Here is a 19476-nt window from a genome sequence, read left to right as displayed (position 1 = left end):
TCGATGGCTTCTGGTTGCCGGAGTATCAAGCGTGAACAGAGGGTTTCCTGCGCCCCAGCGTCATCGGGTGTTGGCTATCACGCCGCGCATGTACTGATCCAAATCGCGAAAATCATCCACCGTCCAGGCGTGTGGCGGGACCTTTACACCATTCTCGCGCAGGGTTTTCGGAATCAGGTTGCCATTGGGGCGAAGGATTACCGAAGACACGATAACGCCCGGGTAATCATTGAGCCGTTTTTTAAACGCAACCGTGGTGAGGTCCGGCGTAGGGGGGTTGCTCTTCGCTGCAAGAGGGCCGGACGCTTTTATGTCGGCGCCGTGGCACATGGCGCATCGCTGTACAAAGAGGTTTTTGCCATTATTCACGTCCGCCAGGGACAGTGATGTTTGCATCAACGCCAACAGGCCTAGTATTGCCATACCTGGCGTTTTCAGGGTCATTACACCCATCACAGTGTCGACGTACAGCGAAGGCTGATCATGCTAATTCCTTTAGCGGTTATCTTTTTTCGGGGCTGAAAAACGGCGCTGACTGTTCAGCGCCGGACACTTTCGGTTTTGCCGCAGTACCTGTCAACGACGCAAATCAAATAGACCCACGTATTCAGCGCCACTTGACGCTTGCTGTTTACGCGCCTCAACGCCTGTCATCCGCTCGCAACATTTCCCAGCCTAGAATCCCGGCCGGAGACCAGCCACACGGGCCTTCCCCTGACGCCAACACGTCAACCCCTTATCGAACACCGCTCCATCGAATATCAGCACCGGCCTTTGAGGTTCATCTTCGGGCCGTTTTTCAAGGACTGAAATCTACGCGCGTAGATAGCTGTGGAACACAGGGATCGAGCGGTGATCGGCACATCCTCAGATCAGGAGTTCAGTGATGTCCACGGTAGAAAATACCGCCCACCCCGCCGCGTATGCAGGCCGTGGCGCAGCGGATGAAAGTTTGGCAACACCGCGCGGGCGCCGAGAGATGTACCGCGCGACCCTCGCCTGCTGGCTTGGCACGGCCATGGAATACGCCGACTTTGCTCTGTATGGCTTGGCGGCCGGGCTGATTTTCGGCGACGTGTTTTTCCCTAACGTCACCCCGGCCATGGCCTTGCTCTCGACCTTCGCTACCTGGTCGGTCGGCTTTGTGGCGCGGCCCATCGGTGCGTTGTTCTTTGGCTGGCTGGGCGACCGCAAGGGCCGCAAAGTGGTCATGGTGTACACCGTGGTGCTGATGGGCGCTTCTACCACCCTGATCGGCTTGATCCCCAGTTACGCCTCCATCGGTATCTGGGCACCAGCGTGCCTGGTGCTGCTGCGGTTTACCCAAGGCTTTGGCGCTGGCGCCGAGCTGGCGGCGGGCACGGTGATGCTGGGCGAATTCGCACCGGCCAGGCGCCGAGGGTTGGTGTCTTCGGTCGTCGCGTTGGGCTCCAACAGCGGCACGCTGTTGGCCTCACTGGTGTGGCTGGCGGTCATACAGATGGATCAACAGCACCTGCAGGACTGGGGCTGGCGCATTCCGTTCCTGTGCAGTTCGTTGATCGCGCTGGCCGCTTTGTGGCTGCGGCGCAACCTGCGTGAAACGCCGGTGTTCGAGCGACGAAAAGCCGAGCTGCAAGCCCAGCGCGACAGCAGCAGAGCCGCCCTGCCCCAAAGCGCACCCTCAGCCGGGTTCTGGAAAGGCAGCCGCGCGTTCCTGACCATGGTCGGTTTGCGCATCGGTGAAAACGGCCCGTCCTACCTGGCTCAGGGCTTTATCGTTGGCTACGTGGTGAAAGTGCTGACAGTAAACAAGTCAGTCGCGACTCAGGCGGTATTGATTGCTTCGATTCTTGGTTTCCTGATCATCCCGCTCGCCGGCTGGCTGTCCGACCGCTTTGGCCGTCGCGTGGTGTACCGCTGGTTCTGCCTGTTACTGATGCTCTACGCATTCCCGGCGTTCATGTTGCTCGACTCCCGTGACCCCATGATCGTCACCGCCACCATGGTGGTTGGCATGGGCCTGGCTTCACTCGGCATCTTCGGTGTGCAAGCCGCGTGGGGCGTGGAGATGTTCGGCGTAAAAAATCGCTACACCAAGCTGGCGATGGCCAAGGAACTCGGCTCGATTCTTTCCGGTGGCACCGCGCCGTTAATTGCGGCAGCGCTGTTGTCCTGGACGGGGCACTGGTGGCCGATCGCAACCTACTTTGCCGCCATGGCCGGCGTCGGTTTCTTCACCACCTTTATCGCCCCGGAAACCCGAGGGCGCGATCTCAACGCCGTGGAAGATGCCATCTAACGCCACTCCCCTTTCGTAAACACCCGCACTGCCAACGCCTCATAGAAGGCGTCAACCCGCACGACTGTGAACCCACAGCCGGGCAAAGCCATGCCTGAAAAACGGCCATTTGACAGGAGCTTCGTCATGAAAAGATCCACTCTCGCACTCGCTATAACAGCCACCGCCTTGACCCAGCAGGCACTGGCCGCAGGGTTTATCGATGACAGCAGCGCGGCCATCAGAGCGCGCACGTTTTACCTGCGCAGTGATAACCCGAACACCCCCGGCGTCGATCAAAACGAACTGACTCAGGGTTTCAAGCTCGACTACCTGTCAGGGTTTACCCAGGGCACCGTAGGCTTTGGCATCGATCTGCAGGCGATGCAGGCGTTCAACCTGTCGGGCGGCACCCAGCACCCGAATGCCACCACCCAGAATTCCCTCGCTCCGGTCAGCTCCGACGGCAGCCCGGTCGATAACTGGAGCCGCCTGGCCGGGAATGCCAAAGTGCGCCTCTCCAAAACCGAGTTTCACGCAGGCGGTGCGCTCTCCCCCAACCTGCCCATCCTCGTCGCCAACGATGGTCGCCTGCTGCCGCAAACCTTTGAAGGCGTGACCATGACCTCCAAAGACATCGACAACCTGACCATCAACGCCGGGCAGCTCGACCGTTCCACCGGCCGCGCTTCGTCCAACTCCACTCAGCTCGCCGTCGCAGGCGGCACCGAAGGCAGCAAGTTCACCTACGCCGGCGCCGACTGGAAACTCAACAAAGACACCACCGTGCAGCTGTACCGCGCCAACCTCAGCGACTATTACAACCAGACCTTTCTCGGCCTGCTGAATACCACCCAGCTCGACGTCAATTCACGCTTCAAAACCGATCTGCGCTACTTCAACAGCACCGCTCAAGGCAAGAACGGTCAGCCCGGCTACGTGTTCAACAACAACGGCGGCTACGCCAGCAACCCCGGCAAAGTCGACAACACCACCTGGAGCGCTGCGTTCACCTACTCCCTGGGCGGCCACGCGGTCATGTTGGGCCGCCAGCAAGTCTCTGACTCAGGCGGCGTGGTCTACCTCAACCAGGGCAGCGTGCTCGACGGCGCCGGCAACAACGAAGGCAATGGCGGCGCGAGCGTGTACCTGATCACCGACGTGATGGACAACTCCTTCATCCGCGCCGGCGAAAACACCAACTTCGGTCAATATTCCTACGACTTCGCCGCACTCGGCATTCCCGGCCTGACCACGTCGGTGCTCTACTTGCACGGCGACAACATCCGCTCCGCCGGTGGCGAGCGCTACTCGGAATGGGAGCGCGATGCGCGCATCGACTACGTGGTGCAAAGCGGCGCCCTCAAAGGCCTGGGCGCGTCCCTGCGCGAAGGCAGCTTCCGTAGCGGCATCCCCAACGTCGGCGCGGTTGATCAGGCGCGCGTGGTCTTCAGCTACACCTACGCGATCTTCTGAAAAAAGGGCTGCGGGTGATCACGCAAACGCATCGCCGGTCATCAAACTGCAATAAAACCGAAGGGATAATGTCGCTTATGAAAAGCCGGTTTTAGGCTTCACCTTCAAGCCCTTTTCTATTTTTTTAACGCACGGGTCTACGCGGGTAGACCCCTCGCCAAACGCCTCTAAACGGGAAGGTCACTTTGACCAAACAACACGCAAGCCGCGCCACCCGCGATGATGTCGCCCGTGAAGCCGGCACCTCAGTGGCGGTCGTCAGCTACGTGGTCAACAACGGCCCCAGGCCCGTCGCCAAAGCCACACGCCAACGCGTACTGGACGCCATCAAAGCCACCGGTTACCGCCCCAACGGCGTGGCCCAGGCGCTGGCCTCCGGCAAGACCAAAACCTACGGGCTGATCGTGCCGAACATCTCCAACACCTTCATCGCCTCCTTTGCTCATGCCCTGCAACAAGAAGCGCTGGACAACGGTCTGGTGATCCTGCTGGGCGACTCCGGCGACTGCCGCACCCGCGAACTGAGCCTGATCAACAGCCTGCTCAGCCAGCGCGTCGACGGCCTGTTCTACACCAGCGTCGACCGCCACCCGCATATCGACCTGATCCAGGCCAGCGGCACACCGTTTGTGATGCTCGACCGCGTCGACCCCGAACTGCGCGTGAACATGCTGCGCGTGGACGAGCGCGCCGCAGCCCGGCAAGTCACCGCGCACCTGCTCAGCCACGGCTACCGCGACATTGGCATCATCAGTGGCGAGCCGGAAATGCTCAACGCCCAGGACCGTCTCAACGGCTGGCGCGACGCATTGGCCGACGCCGCACTTGAAGAACACCCCGAATGGATCTTCCCCGCCAGCTACACCCGCCAGGGTGGGTATGACGCCACGCGACAGATGTTGGCCAACGGTCGCCCTCCCCGCGCGCTGTTCTGCTCCAACGAAGCCCAAGCCATCGGCTGCGTGCGGGCATTGTCGGAACACAACCTCAAGGTGCCCGAAGACATCGCGCTGGTGTGCTTCAACGGCACCGAAGCCTCGGCGTTCTGCACCCCGTCATTGACCACCGTGTGCCAGCCCGTCAAAGACATGGCCAAAGCCGCCATTGCCATGCTGCTCGCCTGGGATGGCGACGTGAAGTTGCAGGAGTTTTCCCATCGCCTGGTACTCGGCGAATCCTGCGGATGCACGCCGGTAAAAACACCGCGAGCCTGAAAACAAGAAGGTGAAATGAAGCGTTTAATCATTGATTGCGACCCCGGCAACGGGATTGCAGGGGCAAATGTTGACGACGGCCTGGCACTGGCGCTCGCATTGGCAGCGCCCGAACTGTCCCTTGAACTGGTCACCACCGTCGCAGGCAACACGCCGAGCGCCGTGGGCTACAACGTCGCCAAAGACCTGATGGCCCGCGTCGGCCGCGCGATTCCCGTCGTACAAGGCAGCACCCAGGCACTGCAAGAACCCGACGCCCTGTGGCGCGACGCACTGGACAACAGCGTGCACAAACGCCAACTCGCGCATATGTGGCAAGACGTACGCGCCCCGCAAGCCTTTCAGCCACCCGCCTTGCACGCGGCAGACGCAATCGGCCAACTGATCTGCGCCAACCCCGGCGACATCACCCTCGTGGCCATCGGCCCCTTGACCAACGTTGCGCTAGCGCTGCAACGCTACCCCGCCATGGCCACCGCCGTCAGCCAGATCGTCATCATGGGCGGCGTGTTTGCCCTCGACGACTACATCAAGGACACCAACTTCGGCTTCGACCCCGAAGCCGCCCACCAGGTGCTGACCAGCGGCGCGAACATCACCCTGGTGCCACTGGACGTCACCACCCAAACCCTGATGACCCACACCGACCTGAATCGCATCGCTGCGCCGGGTACACCACTCGCTGAATTTATCTGCGAAACCTTCCGGCCGTGGATCGACTACTCGATGACCACCCGTGGCCTGGCGGGGTGCTGGATTCACGATGCACTGGTGATTGCCTGGCTGCTGGATCCCGAGGTTGCCACGGCCAGTGCCTATTTTACCGAAGTGGAGCTGCGCGAAGGCCGCGCACGCGGTAAAACCTGGCGCTACAAGCAGCCATTGCGCCTCGATATCGGCATATCGGAGCCCACCGGCCGCCCGATCAACGTAATGCAAACCGTGGACAACGGTCGGCTGCTGGCACTGATAGAAAGGTATTTGGGCGCTTCCATGCCCTGACCGTAAAGCGAAGATCCATGTAGCTGACGCATACCTCATGCTCAAACGTCATAATGCCCGGCCTGTCTGCGTGGTAACCTCGCGCCACCACGAATAGACATTGATCGTCACTCGACGATGACCAGAGCCAGGAAAGAACATGCCGAAAATCTCTCACTCAGCATTGCGCCGCAATTTCCGTGAACTGCTTGCAAAGCCCATCTGCGTTGAAACCGCCTCCGTCTTTGACCCCATGTCCGCGCGCATCGCCGCCGACCTGGGCTTTGAAGTCGGGATTCTCGGTGGTTCCGTCGCCTCCTTGCAGGTACTCGCAGCCCCGGATTTTGCGCTGATTACATTGAGTGAGTTCGTTGAGCAGGCCACCCGCATCGGCCGCGTCGCCCAGCTGCCGTTTATTGCCGACGCCGACCACGGCTACGGCAACGCCCTCAACGTAATGCGCACCGTCGAAGAGCTTGAGCGCGCCGGAGTGGCAGCGCTGACGATTGAAGACACGTTGTTGCCGGCGCAATTTGGCCGCAAATCCACTGACCTGATCTCGATTGAAGAAGGCATTGGCAAGGTCAAGGCGGCACTCGAAGCGCGTGTCGATCCCGAGCTGTCGATCATCGCTCGCACCAACGCTGGCGTGTTGCCGACCGAAGAAGTGATTGAGCGAACCAGGGCCTACGAACAGGCCGGCGCCGATGGCATCTGCATGGTGGGCGTCAAAGACTTCGACCACCTCGAGCAGATCGCCGAAAACCTCACCGTGCCGCTGATGCTGGTGACCTACGGCAATCCGAAACTCAACGACAGCGAGCGCCTGGCCAAGCTCGGCGTGCGCATCGTGGTCGCCGGCCATGGCGCCTACTTTGCGTCGATCAAAGCCACCTACGACAGCCTGCGCGCCCAGCGCAAACTAACCCACAGCACCGACAACCTCGGTGCTACAGAGCTGACGCATACCTACACGCGGCCGGAAAGCTACGTAGCCTGGGCGCAAGAGTTCATGGACGTCAAAGAGTAAGGCCCCTCTCTGTATTCGCCCTGCAATGCCTTCAATTGCAGGGCTGGCCTCTCTCCCCGCTGCACATGCCTCGATTTATCAATTTCCCAACGTTACGTTGAGCACATAACGCACGTCAGGGGAAACTCCCAGGCATGGGCTGGCATGCCGTTTGCTGCTGTGTAGTCAGAGGGCAACAAGCCCCTCGACTTGAGCAGAAACGACCCAGGGGTACATGCCATGCACAGTTTGTTTTTTGCCACCGGCCAAGTCATCAGCAGCCGGGTACAGCCCCTTGATGCAAATGAACAACCTCACAGCGAGAGCCTGTTGTCCCTTGAATGGCAAGCGCGGCTGGCGATTGCCCTGTCGCTGTGTGCCCTCGGTGGCTGTGTCGTGCTGTGGTTGCTGGGTGTGTGAAGCCGAACCAAAACGGTGCACCTAGCGGGCCTGCCTGATCAAATCGGCGGCTTTTTCGCCAATCATGATGCACACCGCATTGGGGTTGCCCGAGATCAGCGTCGGCATGATCGACGCATCGGCCACGCGCAGCCCCTCAATACCCCGCACTTTCAAATCCGGCCCCACCACCGCCCTGTCATCAACGCCCATGCGGCAGGTGCCTGCCGGGTGCAACGCGGCGTGAGCCTGTTCGTGGCAAAACTGCTTCATCGCAGCTCGTGTGCGCACGGCAAGGTCGGGCACATGCCGCCTCGCGACGTAAGGTTTGAAGGCGGCCTGGGCCATGATTGCCTCGCCCACCAGGCAACCGTCCACCAGGCTTTCAATGTCATAGGGGTCGGAAAAATAGTTGGGTACGATGCGCGGCGGCGCCAGCGGGTCGGCTGAATACAACTCCACATAACCCCGGGAACGTGGCCGTATCTGCCCCAGGTTCAAGGTGCAGCCGTTGCCTCCCGGCACTGAATCCACGCCTTCTTCGATGCCTGCGCCCACCACCATGAAGTACTGAATATCCGGATGGGCTGCGGTGGTGTCGCCCCACCAGAACGCCCCGCCTTCAATCAGGTTGGAGGCGGCCGGGCCTTGCCTGAATAGTGCGTACTGAAAGCCCGCCAGCAGTTTCCACCAGGGTTTCTTATACTTGTCGTAACTGTGAGGCCCGGTCAGTTCGTAGACCAGCGAGATTTCGATGTGGTCCTGCAGGTTCTGCCCCACCCCCGGCAGGTCCTTGGCCACCGCAATACCGTGCTTTTCAAGATGGGCGGCGGGGCCGATGCCGGAGAGCATCAGCAAGCGCGGCGAGTTGATGGCGCCGGCGCACAGCACCACTTCCTTGCCCGCATGCATCACCCGGCGCACGCCATTTTCGAGGTACTCCACGCCCACGGCCTTGTCACCCTGCAACACAATACGCAGCACCCGGCAGCCGGTCTTCACCGTCAGGTTCTTGCGACGCCTGGCCGGGCCGAGATAAGCCACGGCGGCGCTGCTGCGCAAGCCGTTTTTGGCGGTGATCTGGTAGAGCCCGCAGCCTTCGGGTTTGCCCGAGTTGAAGTCTTCGTTATAGGGCAAGCCGTACTGCTGGCACGCGCGCAGCCAGACCTTGGTCAGCGGGTGGATATTGATCGGGTCCGACACCCCCAGCGGCCCGCCCACGCCATGGGCATCATTGCAAAATCGCTCGTTGTCCTCGGCCATCTTGAAGTACGGCAACACCTCGTTGTACGACCAGCCCGCCGCTCCCTGTTCGGCCCAGCCGTCGTAGTCCGCCGGGACGCCGCGAATGTAGATCATCGCGTTCACCGAACTGCCGCCGCCCAGCACGCTGGCTTGAACCATGGTGGGTGTTTCGCTGCGGTGCTGATCTTCGGTTGGCTCCCAGGCATAGCGCTTGAGCAGCGGCCCCTGGGCAGTTTTATAGTACGCGCCGGGAATGTGAATATAGGGGCTGCGGTCTCGCGGCCCCTCTTCAAACACCACCACCGATGCAGACGTTTCTTCACTCAAGCGCGATGCGACCGTGCAGCCTGTGGAGCCGCCTCCGATCACGATGTAGTCCACCATGACGACCTCGGTTATTTTTAGTAGTCGGAAAGTGAAGCGCCGGATCAGCCCACCAGCCGGCGCAGCAACGCGTGCAAGTCGGCTGCCACGGCGTAGCTGTTTTGCTGCTGCTGTTTTTTGCAGAACAGCTCGCAGCTCCACCAGCCCACGTAGCCCGTGGCCTTGACTGCCGCCGTCCACGCAGACAGGTCGAGTATCCCGCTGCCGGTCGGTACGTCGCGCAACACCGCTTCATCGGCAATGCCGCCGTCAAAGGGCAACGAGTCGCACACGTGCACGCCATAGATCAGGTTTTTGTCGAGCCTGGCGACATCCTCCGGCGTGTTGCCGCAGGTGAAGCAGTGCCAGTAATCGACGACCATCTTCACGTTACTGCGCTCAGTGCGCTCGATCAGTTGCACCTGGTGCGCGAGGCTGTTCAACGGCGTCCACGACAAGGCTTCGAGGTACAGCAGCACGTCATAGTGCGCCGCCAGGTCAGCCAGCGCGGCGAGGTTGTTCGCCGTCAGCCGGTACTGCTCGGCCAGGTCTTGCCCCAACAGGCCGGTGTAATACGCACTGCTGCCCGTGCGATGAACATCGTGCACCGCCTGCACATTGATCGGGCCAGTGAGTACTTGAACACCCTTGGCACCGGCCAGGTTGGCCAGATGAAACAGACGCTCTGCCTCTTTGAACAGCTCGTCGCGCTCGGCACCCTGGCGTTCGATATCGCGCAAGTACCCGATACCGGGCACCTGCACAGAGCCAAGCAATGCGCGTAACTCGGCATCGGAATAACCGGCCTGAAGATAGCCCTCGAGCTTGCTGCTGTTAATCTCCAGCGCGTCAAAACCCACGGTTTTAGCGATATCAATGTCCATCGCCAACGTCGAGTGTTTGGCGACCGTGGAATGCAGGGTCAGGGTTGTCATTGCACGCTCCTAATGAGTTGTTGAAAGACGATCTGCCAGCCGAGCAACCGCCAGCGCGGCGGCATCCAGGCGCGCCTGGGGCAAACGCCCTGCGGCCACGGCGTCGGCAATTGCCTCGGCGATTTGCGACAGTTGTGGCAAGGCTTTGGCGGAAATCAGCAGCAGGTCAGCGCCGGCATTCAGGGCTGCCACCGCCACCTCGGCGAGAGAGCGCTGGCCGATGACAGAGCGATGGTCCAGGTCGATGGTCATCACCAGGCCCTTGAACCCCAATTCCTCGCGCAACACGCTGATCAGCTCCGGCGAGATCGACGCCGGTACCGCAGGCGTGCAGGCCGCAAAGATCGCCGGCCCCATCATCACCGCGTCGGCACCGGCGTCGATGCCGGCCTGGAATGCAGGCCAATACCCGCGTAGCTGCGCCATGGATTCACTGACAGACGCCTCTTCGACTGCCGGTTGACGCAGCAACACCGGGTGCCCCGGAAAATGCTTGAGCGTGCTGGCCACTCCGGCCCGACGCACGCCTCGCACATAGGCGCCAGCCATCGTTGCGGCCTGCTGGACGTCATCGGACAGCGTGCGCCCGGCGAGCCACACATTGGTGCCGCCGACCACATCGGCCGTGGGTGACAGCAGCAGGTTGACCCCGGCAGCGCGCACCGCCGAGGCCACCTGAAAGCAGGCCTCTTCGAGCTCGGTAACCGCCATCGAACGAGCCTTGTCAGGTGCGGGCAGCGGCGGCGCAACGCCTTGCAAGCGATGCACCGCCGAGATATCCGCATCCGCCGCGAGCAGCAACGGCCCGCCCAGTTCGATGGCCGCAGCGGTATAGCGCTGCCATTTTTCCAGGGTTTCCGATTGCAGGCGTTCGGCGCTCATAAGGCCGCTGACGTACTCCTCCGCGGTCTCGCCAAACAGCAGGCTGCGCCCACCATTATCGAGAAAACGGCGCACGTCGTCGGTCATGTCCAGGTCGAGCACCACCGGGAACAGCACGCCATACGCCTTGCGCTGATTACTGCTCATGAGCGGCCCCATGAGTGCTGATCGCCAGGGTGCGCACCTTCTCAGCGGCATCCAGCAGCACTTGGCGGTTCAAGACGCCTTCGTGCACCGCGCTGACGATCGCCTCGGCAATCTCATCCAGGCCCGATTCACTCGACACCAGCAGCAAATGCGCACCGGCGACCAACGCGGCGACGGCAGTGCCCGGCACGCTATTGCCCCGCAGGATCGACACCGCATCCAGGTCGTCAGAAATGATCAGGCCTTCAAAGCCGAGGGTGTCACGCAGCAACCCGATAACCTTTGATGAGGTTGACGCAGAATGCTCAGGGTCCAGGGCTGGGAATACCGCAGGCCCGGGCATCACGGCTTTAACACCCGTGGCGATGACCTGCTTGAACACTTCGAGGTTATCCGTCAGCAACGCCAACGGCCCAGGCACTGTGGCTTCGGCAATTGCCGGGTCGTGCTCGGTCAGGTAATGCCCTGGAAAATGCTTGGCGGTGGCAATCACACCCGCACGCTGAACCCCACGGATAAACGCGCAGGACACACGGCTGACTTCTAATGGGTCAGCGCCCAAATGGCGATTTTGCAACCATGGGTTCGCGCCCGTCACCACATCCACAATCGGCGCCAGGAACAGGTTGACGCCCAGGCTGTGGGCCACGCTGGCCATTTCAAAACAGCGCGTCTCGATCACCTGCGCCCCAAGGTCTGCGAGCTCACTGCGGCTTGCCACGGCGGGTACCAGTTGATGCAGGCGTTCGATCCCGCCCAGCTCTTGGTCCACCGCCACCAGCACCGGCGCCCCGGCCAATGCCGCAGCCTCACGGGTGATGTTGATAAAGTCGGACGCACGCTCGGCGGCCCTGCGCGCTGGGCTCATGCCCCGGCCCACGTATTCGTCGCGGGTTTCACCGAGCAGAATCGACACACCGCCACGGCTCAGGTACCGACGCACGGTGTCATCCAGCTGCAAATCGCCAAAGGCCGGAAGCAGAACCGAATAGGCGGCTCGTTGCAGTTCACTTGACATTGCGTGTCCTCGATAACGTGATCGTTGCGTCTGCCAACGCAAACGCCCTGCCCCGAGTATTCAGCGCCCAGCGGTTTTTCTCCATTTCGCACACCTGAGGATAGGTGACGCGGACCGAAGCACTTTTGCCCCGATCAGGAGGTGTTACCCGCACGGTTTGAATGTGTTACTGACCGGCGTTGCGCGTTACCCAAACGATGCGCAAAAAAAACGGGCCGCCCCAAAAAAAGGCAACTTCATGTGCACCGGCTATTCAAGGAAACTGCTTACAAACTGACGCAGTTGGGCGCGGCTGAAAGTGACCGGCAATAACGCCTGCTCGGCATGGAACATGCTTGACTAATTAATATAAGAATCAAACAGTTGAGTGGTTATAGCAGTTATGCAGCAAGTTATTTGATAACTGCGCTATAACTTCAATAACTGGCGCTATAACCGAAGCAGACACGTCGAGATCACCATGCCCAGTCGCGCTGATTTACCCGCCCTGTCGTTAGCCACCGCCACCTCGCACCCTGAGCGGCAACAACTGCGCAGCGACTTGCAGGCCAACGTGCAAAAGAACCTGAGCACCCTGGTGGAGTCTTGTCGTTCGGTGGCCGACATGTGCCGCAAGGTCGACGTCAACCGCCAGCAGTTCAACAAGTACCTGGTGGGCCAGCACGTGCCGTCCCAGAAGATCCTGCAAAAGATCGGGCGCTATTTCATGATGGAGGCCGAAGACCTGTTTCGCCCGCCCGCCGAGTTCAAGAAGTTCTATGAAGGCTATGAAAACGAACTGCCAACCGACTTGCGCGGGTCGGAGCAATTCAATCATTTCCTGCCACTGGCCAAGCAATCCGCCGACCTGCTCGAAGACTACCTGGGCGTGTATTACCGCTATCACAACTCGTCTATTTATAAAGGCCGGATACTGCGCTCCGTCACCTGCCTGTATCGCGCCGACTCCATGGTGCAATACGTCACGATAGAACGCTTTCCGTTGCGCGATGGCAGCGGCAAGATCGGCTATTCCTTCACCTACCACGGCTTTTGCCTGCTGCTCGGCGACCGCCTGTTCATGGTCGATTTTGAAGGCAAGCAACGCAACGAGATGACCTTTTCGATCCTCACCCCGCAGCACCGTCGGCCGATCCGCTTTCTCTACGGCCTGGTGACGGGCGTGGCGTCGTCATCCTTCCGCCAGCCGTTCTCCACGCGCATGGCGCTGGGGTTGGTGGAGAAAGGCAAGATCCGCAAGCACCACCTGCGCAACGCCACCGTGGTGCTGCCCAGCGACCTGTCGATCCCGCTGGATGTGCGCGAGTACATGACCGGCGACAACGCCACGATCGTGTGGGGCGGTCAGGACTGAGGCGCGCGCGCAGCCGGCATCACCTCAACCAGGGACGGGCCGGTGCTGTTGAGCGCCTTGGTAAAGGTCTGGTTGAAGTGCGAAGCGTGTTCGACCCGCCAAGCCTCCAGGCCGAAATTGCGTGCAATGCCGGCAAAGTCCGGGGCATACGGTTTGCCGTCCGGCAGGTTGAATTCACCGGTACCGTTGAACACCAGGAACACCACCGGAATGCTGTGCATCACGCACACGGCCATCTCTTGCATCGACTGCAAAAAGTCCGCGCTGCCCACCGCGCACACGACCTGGCGCGCGGGCATGGCAAGCCTGGCGCCAATCGCCGCGGGAACCGCCCAGCCCAGGGTTTCGGCGCCGAGGTGGCTGGCCGGGTGGTGGTTGGGAAACAGCTCGCCGACCCTGGCCTGAACGCCGCCGGCGCCCACCACCACAATTGCATCCGCTTCCAGTACCGACCGCGACACCCGCGCCTGACGCAGTACCGCGATGTTGGTCGGCACCAGCGGTGGCTGTTCGGCCCGCAAGCTGGCAGGAGGCAGGCGCGTCTGGAGGGTGGCTGCCTGCACGGTGACATCGATGGCCAGGTTGACCGGTGCTCGATCACTGAGCATCGTCTCAAACGCCTGGCGCAAGGCTTGCGGCAGTTGCTCGATGGTCATTATCGCGGTGTCGTCGTGAACCCCACTGATCACCAGCAGCGCCGAGGCCTGTGCCTGCGCGACAGCGACCGCGCCCATCGCCTTGGAGCGCCGCAGCGGCCCTGCCAACACCACCGCCATCGGGCGCCCGCAGGCGCGAAAGTACCCGTCGGCAAGGTGCACGCCGCTGTGTTCCTGCATAACGTGAATAAACGGAATGTCCGTTCCCGGTGCCAACAACGACTCGACCAGCGCCCACGCGCCATCGCCCGGCATGCCAGCCACATAGTCGACACCGTTGGCTTTCAGCGCTTTCGCAACAATCTGGCTGCCCGTGAATTTCATGGATGCACCGCGCCTGGTTCAAGGATCACCCACGCAGTATTGGCCTGCAGCCCGCTATGCTCAATTTCGCACACCGCGCAAAACAGACGCAGGGTGACGCAGCCGCTCTGGCGCCCGCACAACGGCATGGGCTGCGCCGTTTAAGTCACTTAGATGCGTCAGTGTGCGTCGCTTTTGCCGGGGCTGCGAAATTGAGTGCCCTGCCCGCCCGGCGAATACTCAAGCCATGAAAACAACAAGCCGAGCCTATCAAGCGCTGGGCGAACCACCTGAACACACGCGGTTGCAAGCGTGGAAAAGGCCGGTGTCGCCCCGCCAAGGAAGAGTCAATCGGAACAGTGGAGGCTTAGCCCCTCCCAGCAGCATGGAAACAATGCTGGCCATAACACTGCCGATCTACACGACTGTACTCACAGCGTTTGCACACAACTATCCCAGGCAGGAACTCGACATGAACGAAGAAAAACAAACGGGTTATGGTTTGACCGGCATTGATCTGAACGCCATCACATTGAAACGACGCTCGTTTCTGCTGGGTGCCGCGGCTTCTGCCGCAGGGCTGTACGTCGGCTCATTTGTGCCGAGCGTGTTTGCGGCCACTGGCGGCCACCTGGAAATACTCGGCTGGGAGGGCGAAACCGGCGATGCGGAGCTCGCCGATTGGCGCAAGCAAAAGGGCATCACCGTGCGCTCCAGCTATGCCAGCAACCAGGACGACATCACCGCGCGGCTGGCCGGTTCCGACCCGGTGCAGCTGGACCTGACCATGTACGCCCTGGGCTACGAGATCATCTATAAGGAAATGGGCCTGCTCAAGGCCATCGACACCTCGAAAATCCCCAACTATTCACCCGACAACACCCTGCCGCTGTTCTACAAGGGCAGCCGCTGGTATTGGGATGGCAAGCAATGGGGCGTGCCACTGCTGTGGGGCATGAACACCATCGTCTACAACCCGAAGAGCGTGAAAAAACCGACCCAATACAGCGACCTGCTCGACCCCAAATACAAGGGCAAGCTGACCTTCGTGGACGACGGCACTTCCAACTGGTCGCTGATCGCGATCATTGCCGGCTACGGCGACAAGTACCCCAACCTGACCCGTGCCGAGTTCGACGACGCCTTTGAAAAACTCAAGCCTTATCGCGATCAGTGCCGCGTGTTCGCTGCCTCTTCCGGTGATGCGGTGTCGCTGCTGGTGTCGGGTGAAGTCGACGTGGTGTTCTCCGCCTCCGCCAACACGCCGAGCGAAACCACCAAGCGCGGCGTGACCACTCTGCTGTCGGTGCCCAAAGAAGGCGCGGCGCTGTGGTGCGATGCCCTGTTCATTCCAAAAACCGCCAAGGATATCCCGCTGGCGCTGGAGTTCATCAACACGGTGCTGGAAGCCGATACCCAGGCCAGGATGGCGACCACCATGTTCTCCGGGGTGGTCAACCCCAAGGCCATCCCACTGCTCTCCGCAGAGCTGCGTGAGACCTTCGACTACGCCCACCTGGACAGCTTTTTCGAGAAGTCCAAGCTCTATGGCCAGCCGCCCCTGAACTCCACCCAGTACGTTACCTATGCTGAGTGGATCGATCAGTGGGCAAATTTCAAAGGCTCGTTCTAGAGCGGCGAACTGCGAGGCGTGCACACCGCGTGCCTCATTCGCTACAGCGACCCCGTTATCGAATAAAGCACAGGCAATTTCATCATGACCGTAGTCAATAACAGCGAGCCTATCACCCTCGATACCGGGGATGCACCGGCCAGGAGATCCATGAAAGTCGACAAGAGAACCCTCAGCGGCTACTGGCTGGCGTCACCACCACTGCTGTTTTTGCTGGTGTTCTTCCTGGTGCCGTCGTTGCTGCTGCTGGTGGCCAGCTTCTGGACCGCCAAGACCTTCAGCATGGAACCCGCCGCGACCGTGGCCAGCTACGCGCGCGCGCTGAGTGCCAGCGGGTTTTACGATTCGCTGTGGATCGCCCTGCAAAACGGCTTCTGGACCGCGCTGCTGTCGACCGTGATCAGCGCCCCGGTGGCGTATTACATCGTGTACCGCACCCGTTCCAACGCGGTGCTGTATTTGGCGTTGGTGTCGTGGTTTTCCAGCTACCTGGTGCGGGTTTACGCGTGGCGTTCGATCCTTGGCACCAACGGCGTGATCAACTCGACCCTGCTGCACTTCGGGCTGATCGACCAACCCATGGAATGGCTGGTGTTCAGCAAGTTTTCCGTGGTGCTGACGCTGGTGCACATCATGCTGCCTTTCACCTTGTTGCTGCTGGTCTCGGGCCTGCGGGACATCAAGCGTGACTACCTGGAGGCGGCTGCCGACCTCGGCGCTGGCGGGGTCACGATCCTGTGGCGGGTGATTATGCCCATGGCGCACAAAAGCATCGTCAGCTCGTTCATGTTCACCTTCGTCCTCGCCGCCAGTGACTACGTCACCCCGCAACTGCTCGGCGGCCGGGACGCCATGACCACAGGGCTGGTGATCGCCAACCAGTTCCGCTCGGTCGGCAACTGGCCATTGGGCGCGGCGATGGCCTACCTGCTGCTGATTGTATTCATGCTGGTCTACGGGCTGCTGCTGGCGACGCTGCGAGTGGCCAACCTGGCGCCCGGCAAGCGTTATCACGACTGAATACCGCCCATCAAAAAGGTCACTTGTCATGCTCAGGCTATTTACCTACACCTACATGCTGTTCCTCTATGCGCCGATCGCGATTATTGCGCTGTTCAGCTTTCACTCATCGCCCTCGCTGTCGTTTCCGTTCGAAGGCTTCTCGACCCAATGGTACGAAGCGCTGTTCAACAGCTCGGATTTCATGACCGCCCTCACCAACAGCGCCATCGTCGCGCTCGGCTCGGCGACGCTGACGACCCTGCTGGGGACGTTTTCGGCTATGGCCCTGATGCGCATGAAGGGCCGGGTCAAGCGGGTCTTCGCCTTCATGAACTTTGCCCCGATTGCCTTGCCGGGGTTATTTCTCGGGATCGCCCTGGTGATCTTCTTCTCGTTGATCGGCCTGCCGCGTTCGCTGCTGACGGTGATCATTGGCCATACGCTGTTCACCTTTCCGTTTTTCGTGGAGTCCGTGCGCTCGCGCCTGGAGTACTTCGACCTGTCGTTCGAAGAGGCGGCGCGTGACCTCGGGGCGTCGCCACTCAAGGCGTTCTGGCTGGTGACCCTGCCGATCATCGGCCCGACCATCGCCGGCGCCGCGATCCTTGCGGTGGCACTGTCGATGGACGAATTCCTGATCACTGTGTTTGTCACCGGCAGCGACACCACCCTGCCGCTGATGATTCTTTCGATGATGCGCCGCGCCGTCAGCCCCACCATCAACGCCGCCTCGGTGTTCATGCTGGTGGTGACCATCGCCATTATCGCCGTTGCCGGCCTGGTCATGACCTTGCGCCGTCGCCGCCTTGAACTTGAACGTGCAGAAACTGCAGAGTAATCACCATGACCAACAGCATTGAACTCACCGGTATCTCCAAGAGCTACGGCAACCTGACCGCCCTGGGCAAGGTCGACTTGACCGTCAAGCGTAACGAAATCCTGACCTTGCTCGGCCCCAGCGGCTGCGGCAAGACCACCCTGATGCGCATCATCGCCGGCTTCGAAGAACCCACAACGGGCAAGGTGGTGATCGATGGCAAGGACGCCACCGCCCTCGCCCCCGAACACCGGCCGGTGAACATGGTGTTCCAGAAATACGCACTGTTCCCACACCTGGACGTGTTCGACAACGTCGCCTTCGGCCTGCGCCTGAAGAAAAAGCCCAGGGACGAAATCAAGCGTGAAGTGACCAAGGCCCTCGAGCTGGTGCAACTGGAAAGTTTCAAGAGCCGCTGGATCTCCGAACTCAGCGGCGGCCAGGCGCAGCGCGTAGCCCTCGCACGCGCACTGGTGAACCGCCCGGCCGTGTTGCTGCTCGACGAACCCTTGGCGGCCCTCGACCTGAAGATTCGCCACCACATGCTCAACGAGATCAAACGCATCCACGAAGAAACCTCCACCACCTTCGTCTACGTCACCCACGACCAGGACGAGGCGATGATCCTCTCGGACCGCGTGGTACTGCTCAACAAAGGCGGCATCGAACAAATCGGCGGCCCGCAGGAAATGTACTGGTCGCCCCGCACCTTGTTCGCGGCGAAGTTCTTCGGCGACACCAACATCGTCAACGGCACCTACGGCCTGGGCGACACCCGCGAAGGCTACGTAGAGCTGCCCTTCGGACGCTACGCCCACAGCGCCAAAGCCAGCATCGGCAGCGGCCCGGTCAACGTCTCGATCCGCCCCGAAACCATCGGCCTCCAACCCGCACTCGGCGCCCCCCTCACCGACGGTGCATTCGCCGGCAAAGTCAAAGACACCTCCTTCATCGGCAACCGCGTCATCTACCGCGTCGCCGTTGCCGGCGGCACACTCGACCTCAAATGCCAGCAACTCCCCACCCCCGGCAGCCACGCGCTCCCCCCCGGTACGGATGTGGCGCTGACATGCAAGCCAGAGAGCTTCGTCGTAATGCCAGCCTGATAAATCAGCGCGGGGTCATCATCTGACCCCGCGTTTTTTTTGGTGAATTCAAACACCGCACTGAAGCCGTTGCTTTTGCCCTGCTTGTGACCTTGATCTCAGGCGCCCCGTAAACCACGCTGGCCGCACGCAGGCTTGAATCCGTGGGTAACCCGGCAGGACGCCGGGTTAGCCGCGCTGGGCCAAGGATGGCCCATCGCGGCGGCCCACGGATTCAAGCCTGCGTGCGGGCACACCGAGCCACAGCGAGGTGCCGAGTGGTGGGGCGAGGACCTTTTGGTTACTTTTGGGTCCTTCCAAAAGTGACCCGCTGTAAGAGCGGAACCATAAGCAGCCGTTACCACAGCAACGGATATGCACACCGACCGACCGCTATCGCAGGCAAGCCAGCTCCCACATTTTGATCGCGGTGCAGCAGTGACAATGGGCTCACTGACAGCCCGCCATCACAGGCAAGCCAGCTCCCACATTTTGATCGCGGTGCAGCAGTGACAATGGGCTCACTGACAGCCCGCTATCGCAGGCAAGCCAGCTCCCACATTTTGATCGCGGTGCAGCAGTGACAATGGGCTCACTGACAGCCCGCCATCACAGGCAAGCCAGCTCCCACATTTCAATCGCGGTGCAGCAGTGAGATTGGGCTGACTGACAGCCCGCCATCACAAGCAATCCAGCT

General features: G+C 61.0%; 17 protein-coding genes. 11 read left to right on the top strand and 6 right to left on the bottom strand.

Annotated elements, in window-relative coordinates; genetic code table 11:
* Positions 1 to 60: 60 nt before the first annotated feature.
* Positions 61 to 444, bottom strand: a complete 384-nt coding sequence (locus ACP7A2_RS00560; RefSeq protein WP_426132640.1) for a c-type cytochrome — start codon at positions 442 to 444, stop codon at positions 61 to 63.
* 442 nt (positions 445 to 886) lie between these two features.
* Here ACP7A2_RS00560 and ACP7A2_RS00555 point away from each other — a divergent pair, with 442 nt between their 5' ends.
* The 6 genes from ACP7A2_RS00555 (at position 887) to ACP7A2_RS00530 (ending at position 7360) form a co-directional block, all read left to right on the top strand.
* Positions 887 to 2281 carry an MFS transporter gene (locus ACP7A2_RS00555; protein ID WP_426132639.1) on the top strand — a complete coding sequence of 465 codons (1395 nt, stop codon included), beginning with the start codon at positions 887 to 889 and terminating at the stop codon, positions 2279 to 2281.
* A 126-nt stretch (positions 2282 to 2407) separates the two neighbouring features.
* Complete coding sequence (locus ACP7A2_RS00550) at positions 2408 to 3736, top strand: OprD family outer membrane porin (RefSeq protein WP_426132638.1); 1329 nt, start codon at positions 2408 to 2410, stop codon at positions 3734 to 3736.
* A gap of 185 nt (positions 3737 to 3921) precedes the next feature.
* On the top strand, positions 3922 to 4950 hold the full coding sequence (locus ACP7A2_RS00545) for a LacI family DNA-binding transcriptional regulator (RefSeq protein ID WP_426132637.1): 1029 nt from the start codon (positions 3922 to 3924) through the stop codon (positions 4948 to 4950).
* Positions 4951 to 4965: 15 nt separating this feature from the next.
* Complete coding sequence (locus ACP7A2_RS00540) at positions 4966 to 5952, top strand: nucleoside hydrolase (protein ID WP_426132636.1); 987 nt, start codon at positions 4966 to 4968, stop codon at positions 5950 to 5952.
* A 139-nt stretch (positions 5953 to 6091) separates the two neighbouring features.
* Positions 6092 to 6961, top strand: a complete 870-nt coding sequence (locus ACP7A2_RS00535) for an isocitrate lyase/PEP mutase family protein (protein ID WP_375064357.1) — start codon at positions 6092 to 6094, stop codon at positions 6959 to 6961.
* A 219-nt stretch (positions 6962 to 7180) separates the two neighbouring features.
* Complete coding sequence (locus ACP7A2_RS00530; protein ID WP_426132635.1) at positions 7181 to 7360, top strand: hypothetical protein; 180 nt, start codon at positions 7181 to 7183, stop codon at positions 7358 to 7360.
* Positions 7361 to 7381: 21 nt separating this feature from the next.
* Here ACP7A2_RS00530 and ACP7A2_RS00525 read toward each other — a convergent pair whose 3' ends face one another.
* The 4 genes from ACP7A2_RS00525 to ACP7A2_RS00510 are packed head-to-tail and all read right to left on the bottom strand — an operon-like array spanning position 7382 to position 11929.
* Positions 7382 to 8968 (bottom strand): GMC family oxidoreductase, encoded by a 1587-nt coding sequence (locus tag ACP7A2_RS00525; RefSeq protein ID WP_426132634.1) that lies wholly within the window; start codon positions 8966 to 8968, stop codon positions 7382 to 7384.
* A gap of 44 nt (positions 8969 to 9012) precedes the next feature.
* Entirely contained in the window at positions 9013 to 9882 is an 870-nt protein-coding gene (locus ACP7A2_RS00520) for a sugar phosphate isomerase/epimerase family protein (protein ID WP_426132633.1), read from the bottom strand.
* Positions 9883 to 9891: 9 nt separating this feature from the next.
* On the bottom strand, positions 9892 to 10911 hold the full coding sequence (locus tag ACP7A2_RS00515) for a glycoside hydrolase family 3 N-terminal domain-containing protein (RefSeq protein WP_426132632.1): 1020 nt from the start codon (positions 10909 to 10911) through the stop codon (positions 9892 to 9894).
* Positions 10901 to 11929: a glycoside hydrolase family 3 N-terminal domain-containing protein gene (locus ACP7A2_RS00510; protein WP_426132631.1), complete on the bottom strand. Its 1029-nt coding sequence runs from the start codon at positions 11927 to 11929 to the stop codon at positions 10901 to 10903. The genes ACP7A2_RS00515 and ACP7A2_RS00510 overlap by 11 nt, the downstream gene beginning before the upstream one ends.
* A gap of 487 nt (positions 11930 to 12416) precedes the next feature.
* Here ACP7A2_RS00510 and ACP7A2_RS00505 point away from each other — a divergent pair, with 487 nt between their 5' ends.
* Entirely contained in the window at positions 12417 to 13283 is an 867-nt protein-coding gene (locus tag ACP7A2_RS00505) for an XRE family transcriptional regulator (protein ID WP_426132748.1), read from the top strand.
* Here the strand turns inward: ACP7A2_RS00505 and ACP7A2_RS00500 are convergent.
* Positions 13274 to 14263: a thiamine pyrophosphate-dependent enzyme gene (locus ACP7A2_RS00500; RefSeq protein ID WP_426132630.1), complete on the bottom strand. Its 990-nt coding sequence runs from the start codon at positions 14261 to 14263 to the stop codon at positions 13274 to 13276. The genes ACP7A2_RS00505 and ACP7A2_RS00500 overlap by 10 nt on opposite strands.
* Positions 14264 to 14714: 451 nt before the next feature.
* On the opposite strand from ACP7A2_RS00500, the gene ACP7A2_RS00495 reads away from it, so the two are divergent.
* The 4 genes from ACP7A2_RS00495 (at position 14715) to ACP7A2_RS00480 (ending at position 18800) form a co-directional block, all read left to right on the top strand.
* Positions 14715 to 15875 carry an ABC transporter substrate-binding protein gene (locus tag ACP7A2_RS00495; protein ID WP_426132629.1) on the top strand — a complete coding sequence of 387 codons (1161 nt, stop codon included), beginning with the start codon at positions 14715 to 14717 and terminating at the stop codon, positions 15873 to 15875.
* 84 nt (positions 15876 to 15959) lie between these two features.
* A complete protein-coding gene (locus ACP7A2_RS00490) occupies positions 15960 to 16895 on the top strand; it encodes an ABC transporter permease (protein ID WP_426132628.1) in 936 nt (311 codons plus the stop codon).
* Between the two features lie 28 nt (positions 16896 to 16923).
* Complete coding sequence (locus tag ACP7A2_RS00485; protein ID WP_426132627.1) at positions 16924 to 17715, top strand: ABC transporter permease; 792 nt, start codon at positions 16924 to 16926, stop codon at positions 17713 to 17715.
* A gap of 5 nt (positions 17716 to 17720) precedes the next feature.
* Positions 17721 to 18800 carry an ABC transporter ATP-binding protein gene (locus ACP7A2_RS00480; protein ID WP_426132626.1) on the top strand — a complete coding sequence of 360 codons (1080 nt, stop codon included), beginning with the start codon at positions 17721 to 17723 and terminating at the stop codon, positions 18798 to 18800.
* Positions 18801 to 19476: the final 676 nt, after the last annotated feature.

The sequence above is a fragment of the Pseudomonas sp. PWP3-1b2 genome, assembly GCF_049896045.1.
GTDB classification, from domain to species: domain Bacteria; phylum Pseudomonadota; class Gammaproteobacteria; order Pseudomonadales; family Pseudomonadaceae; genus Aquipseudomonas; species Aquipseudomonas antarctica_B.
The sequence above is the reverse complement of the archived record's forward strand: the minus strand, read 5'-3'. Positions and strand labels throughout refer to the sequence as shown.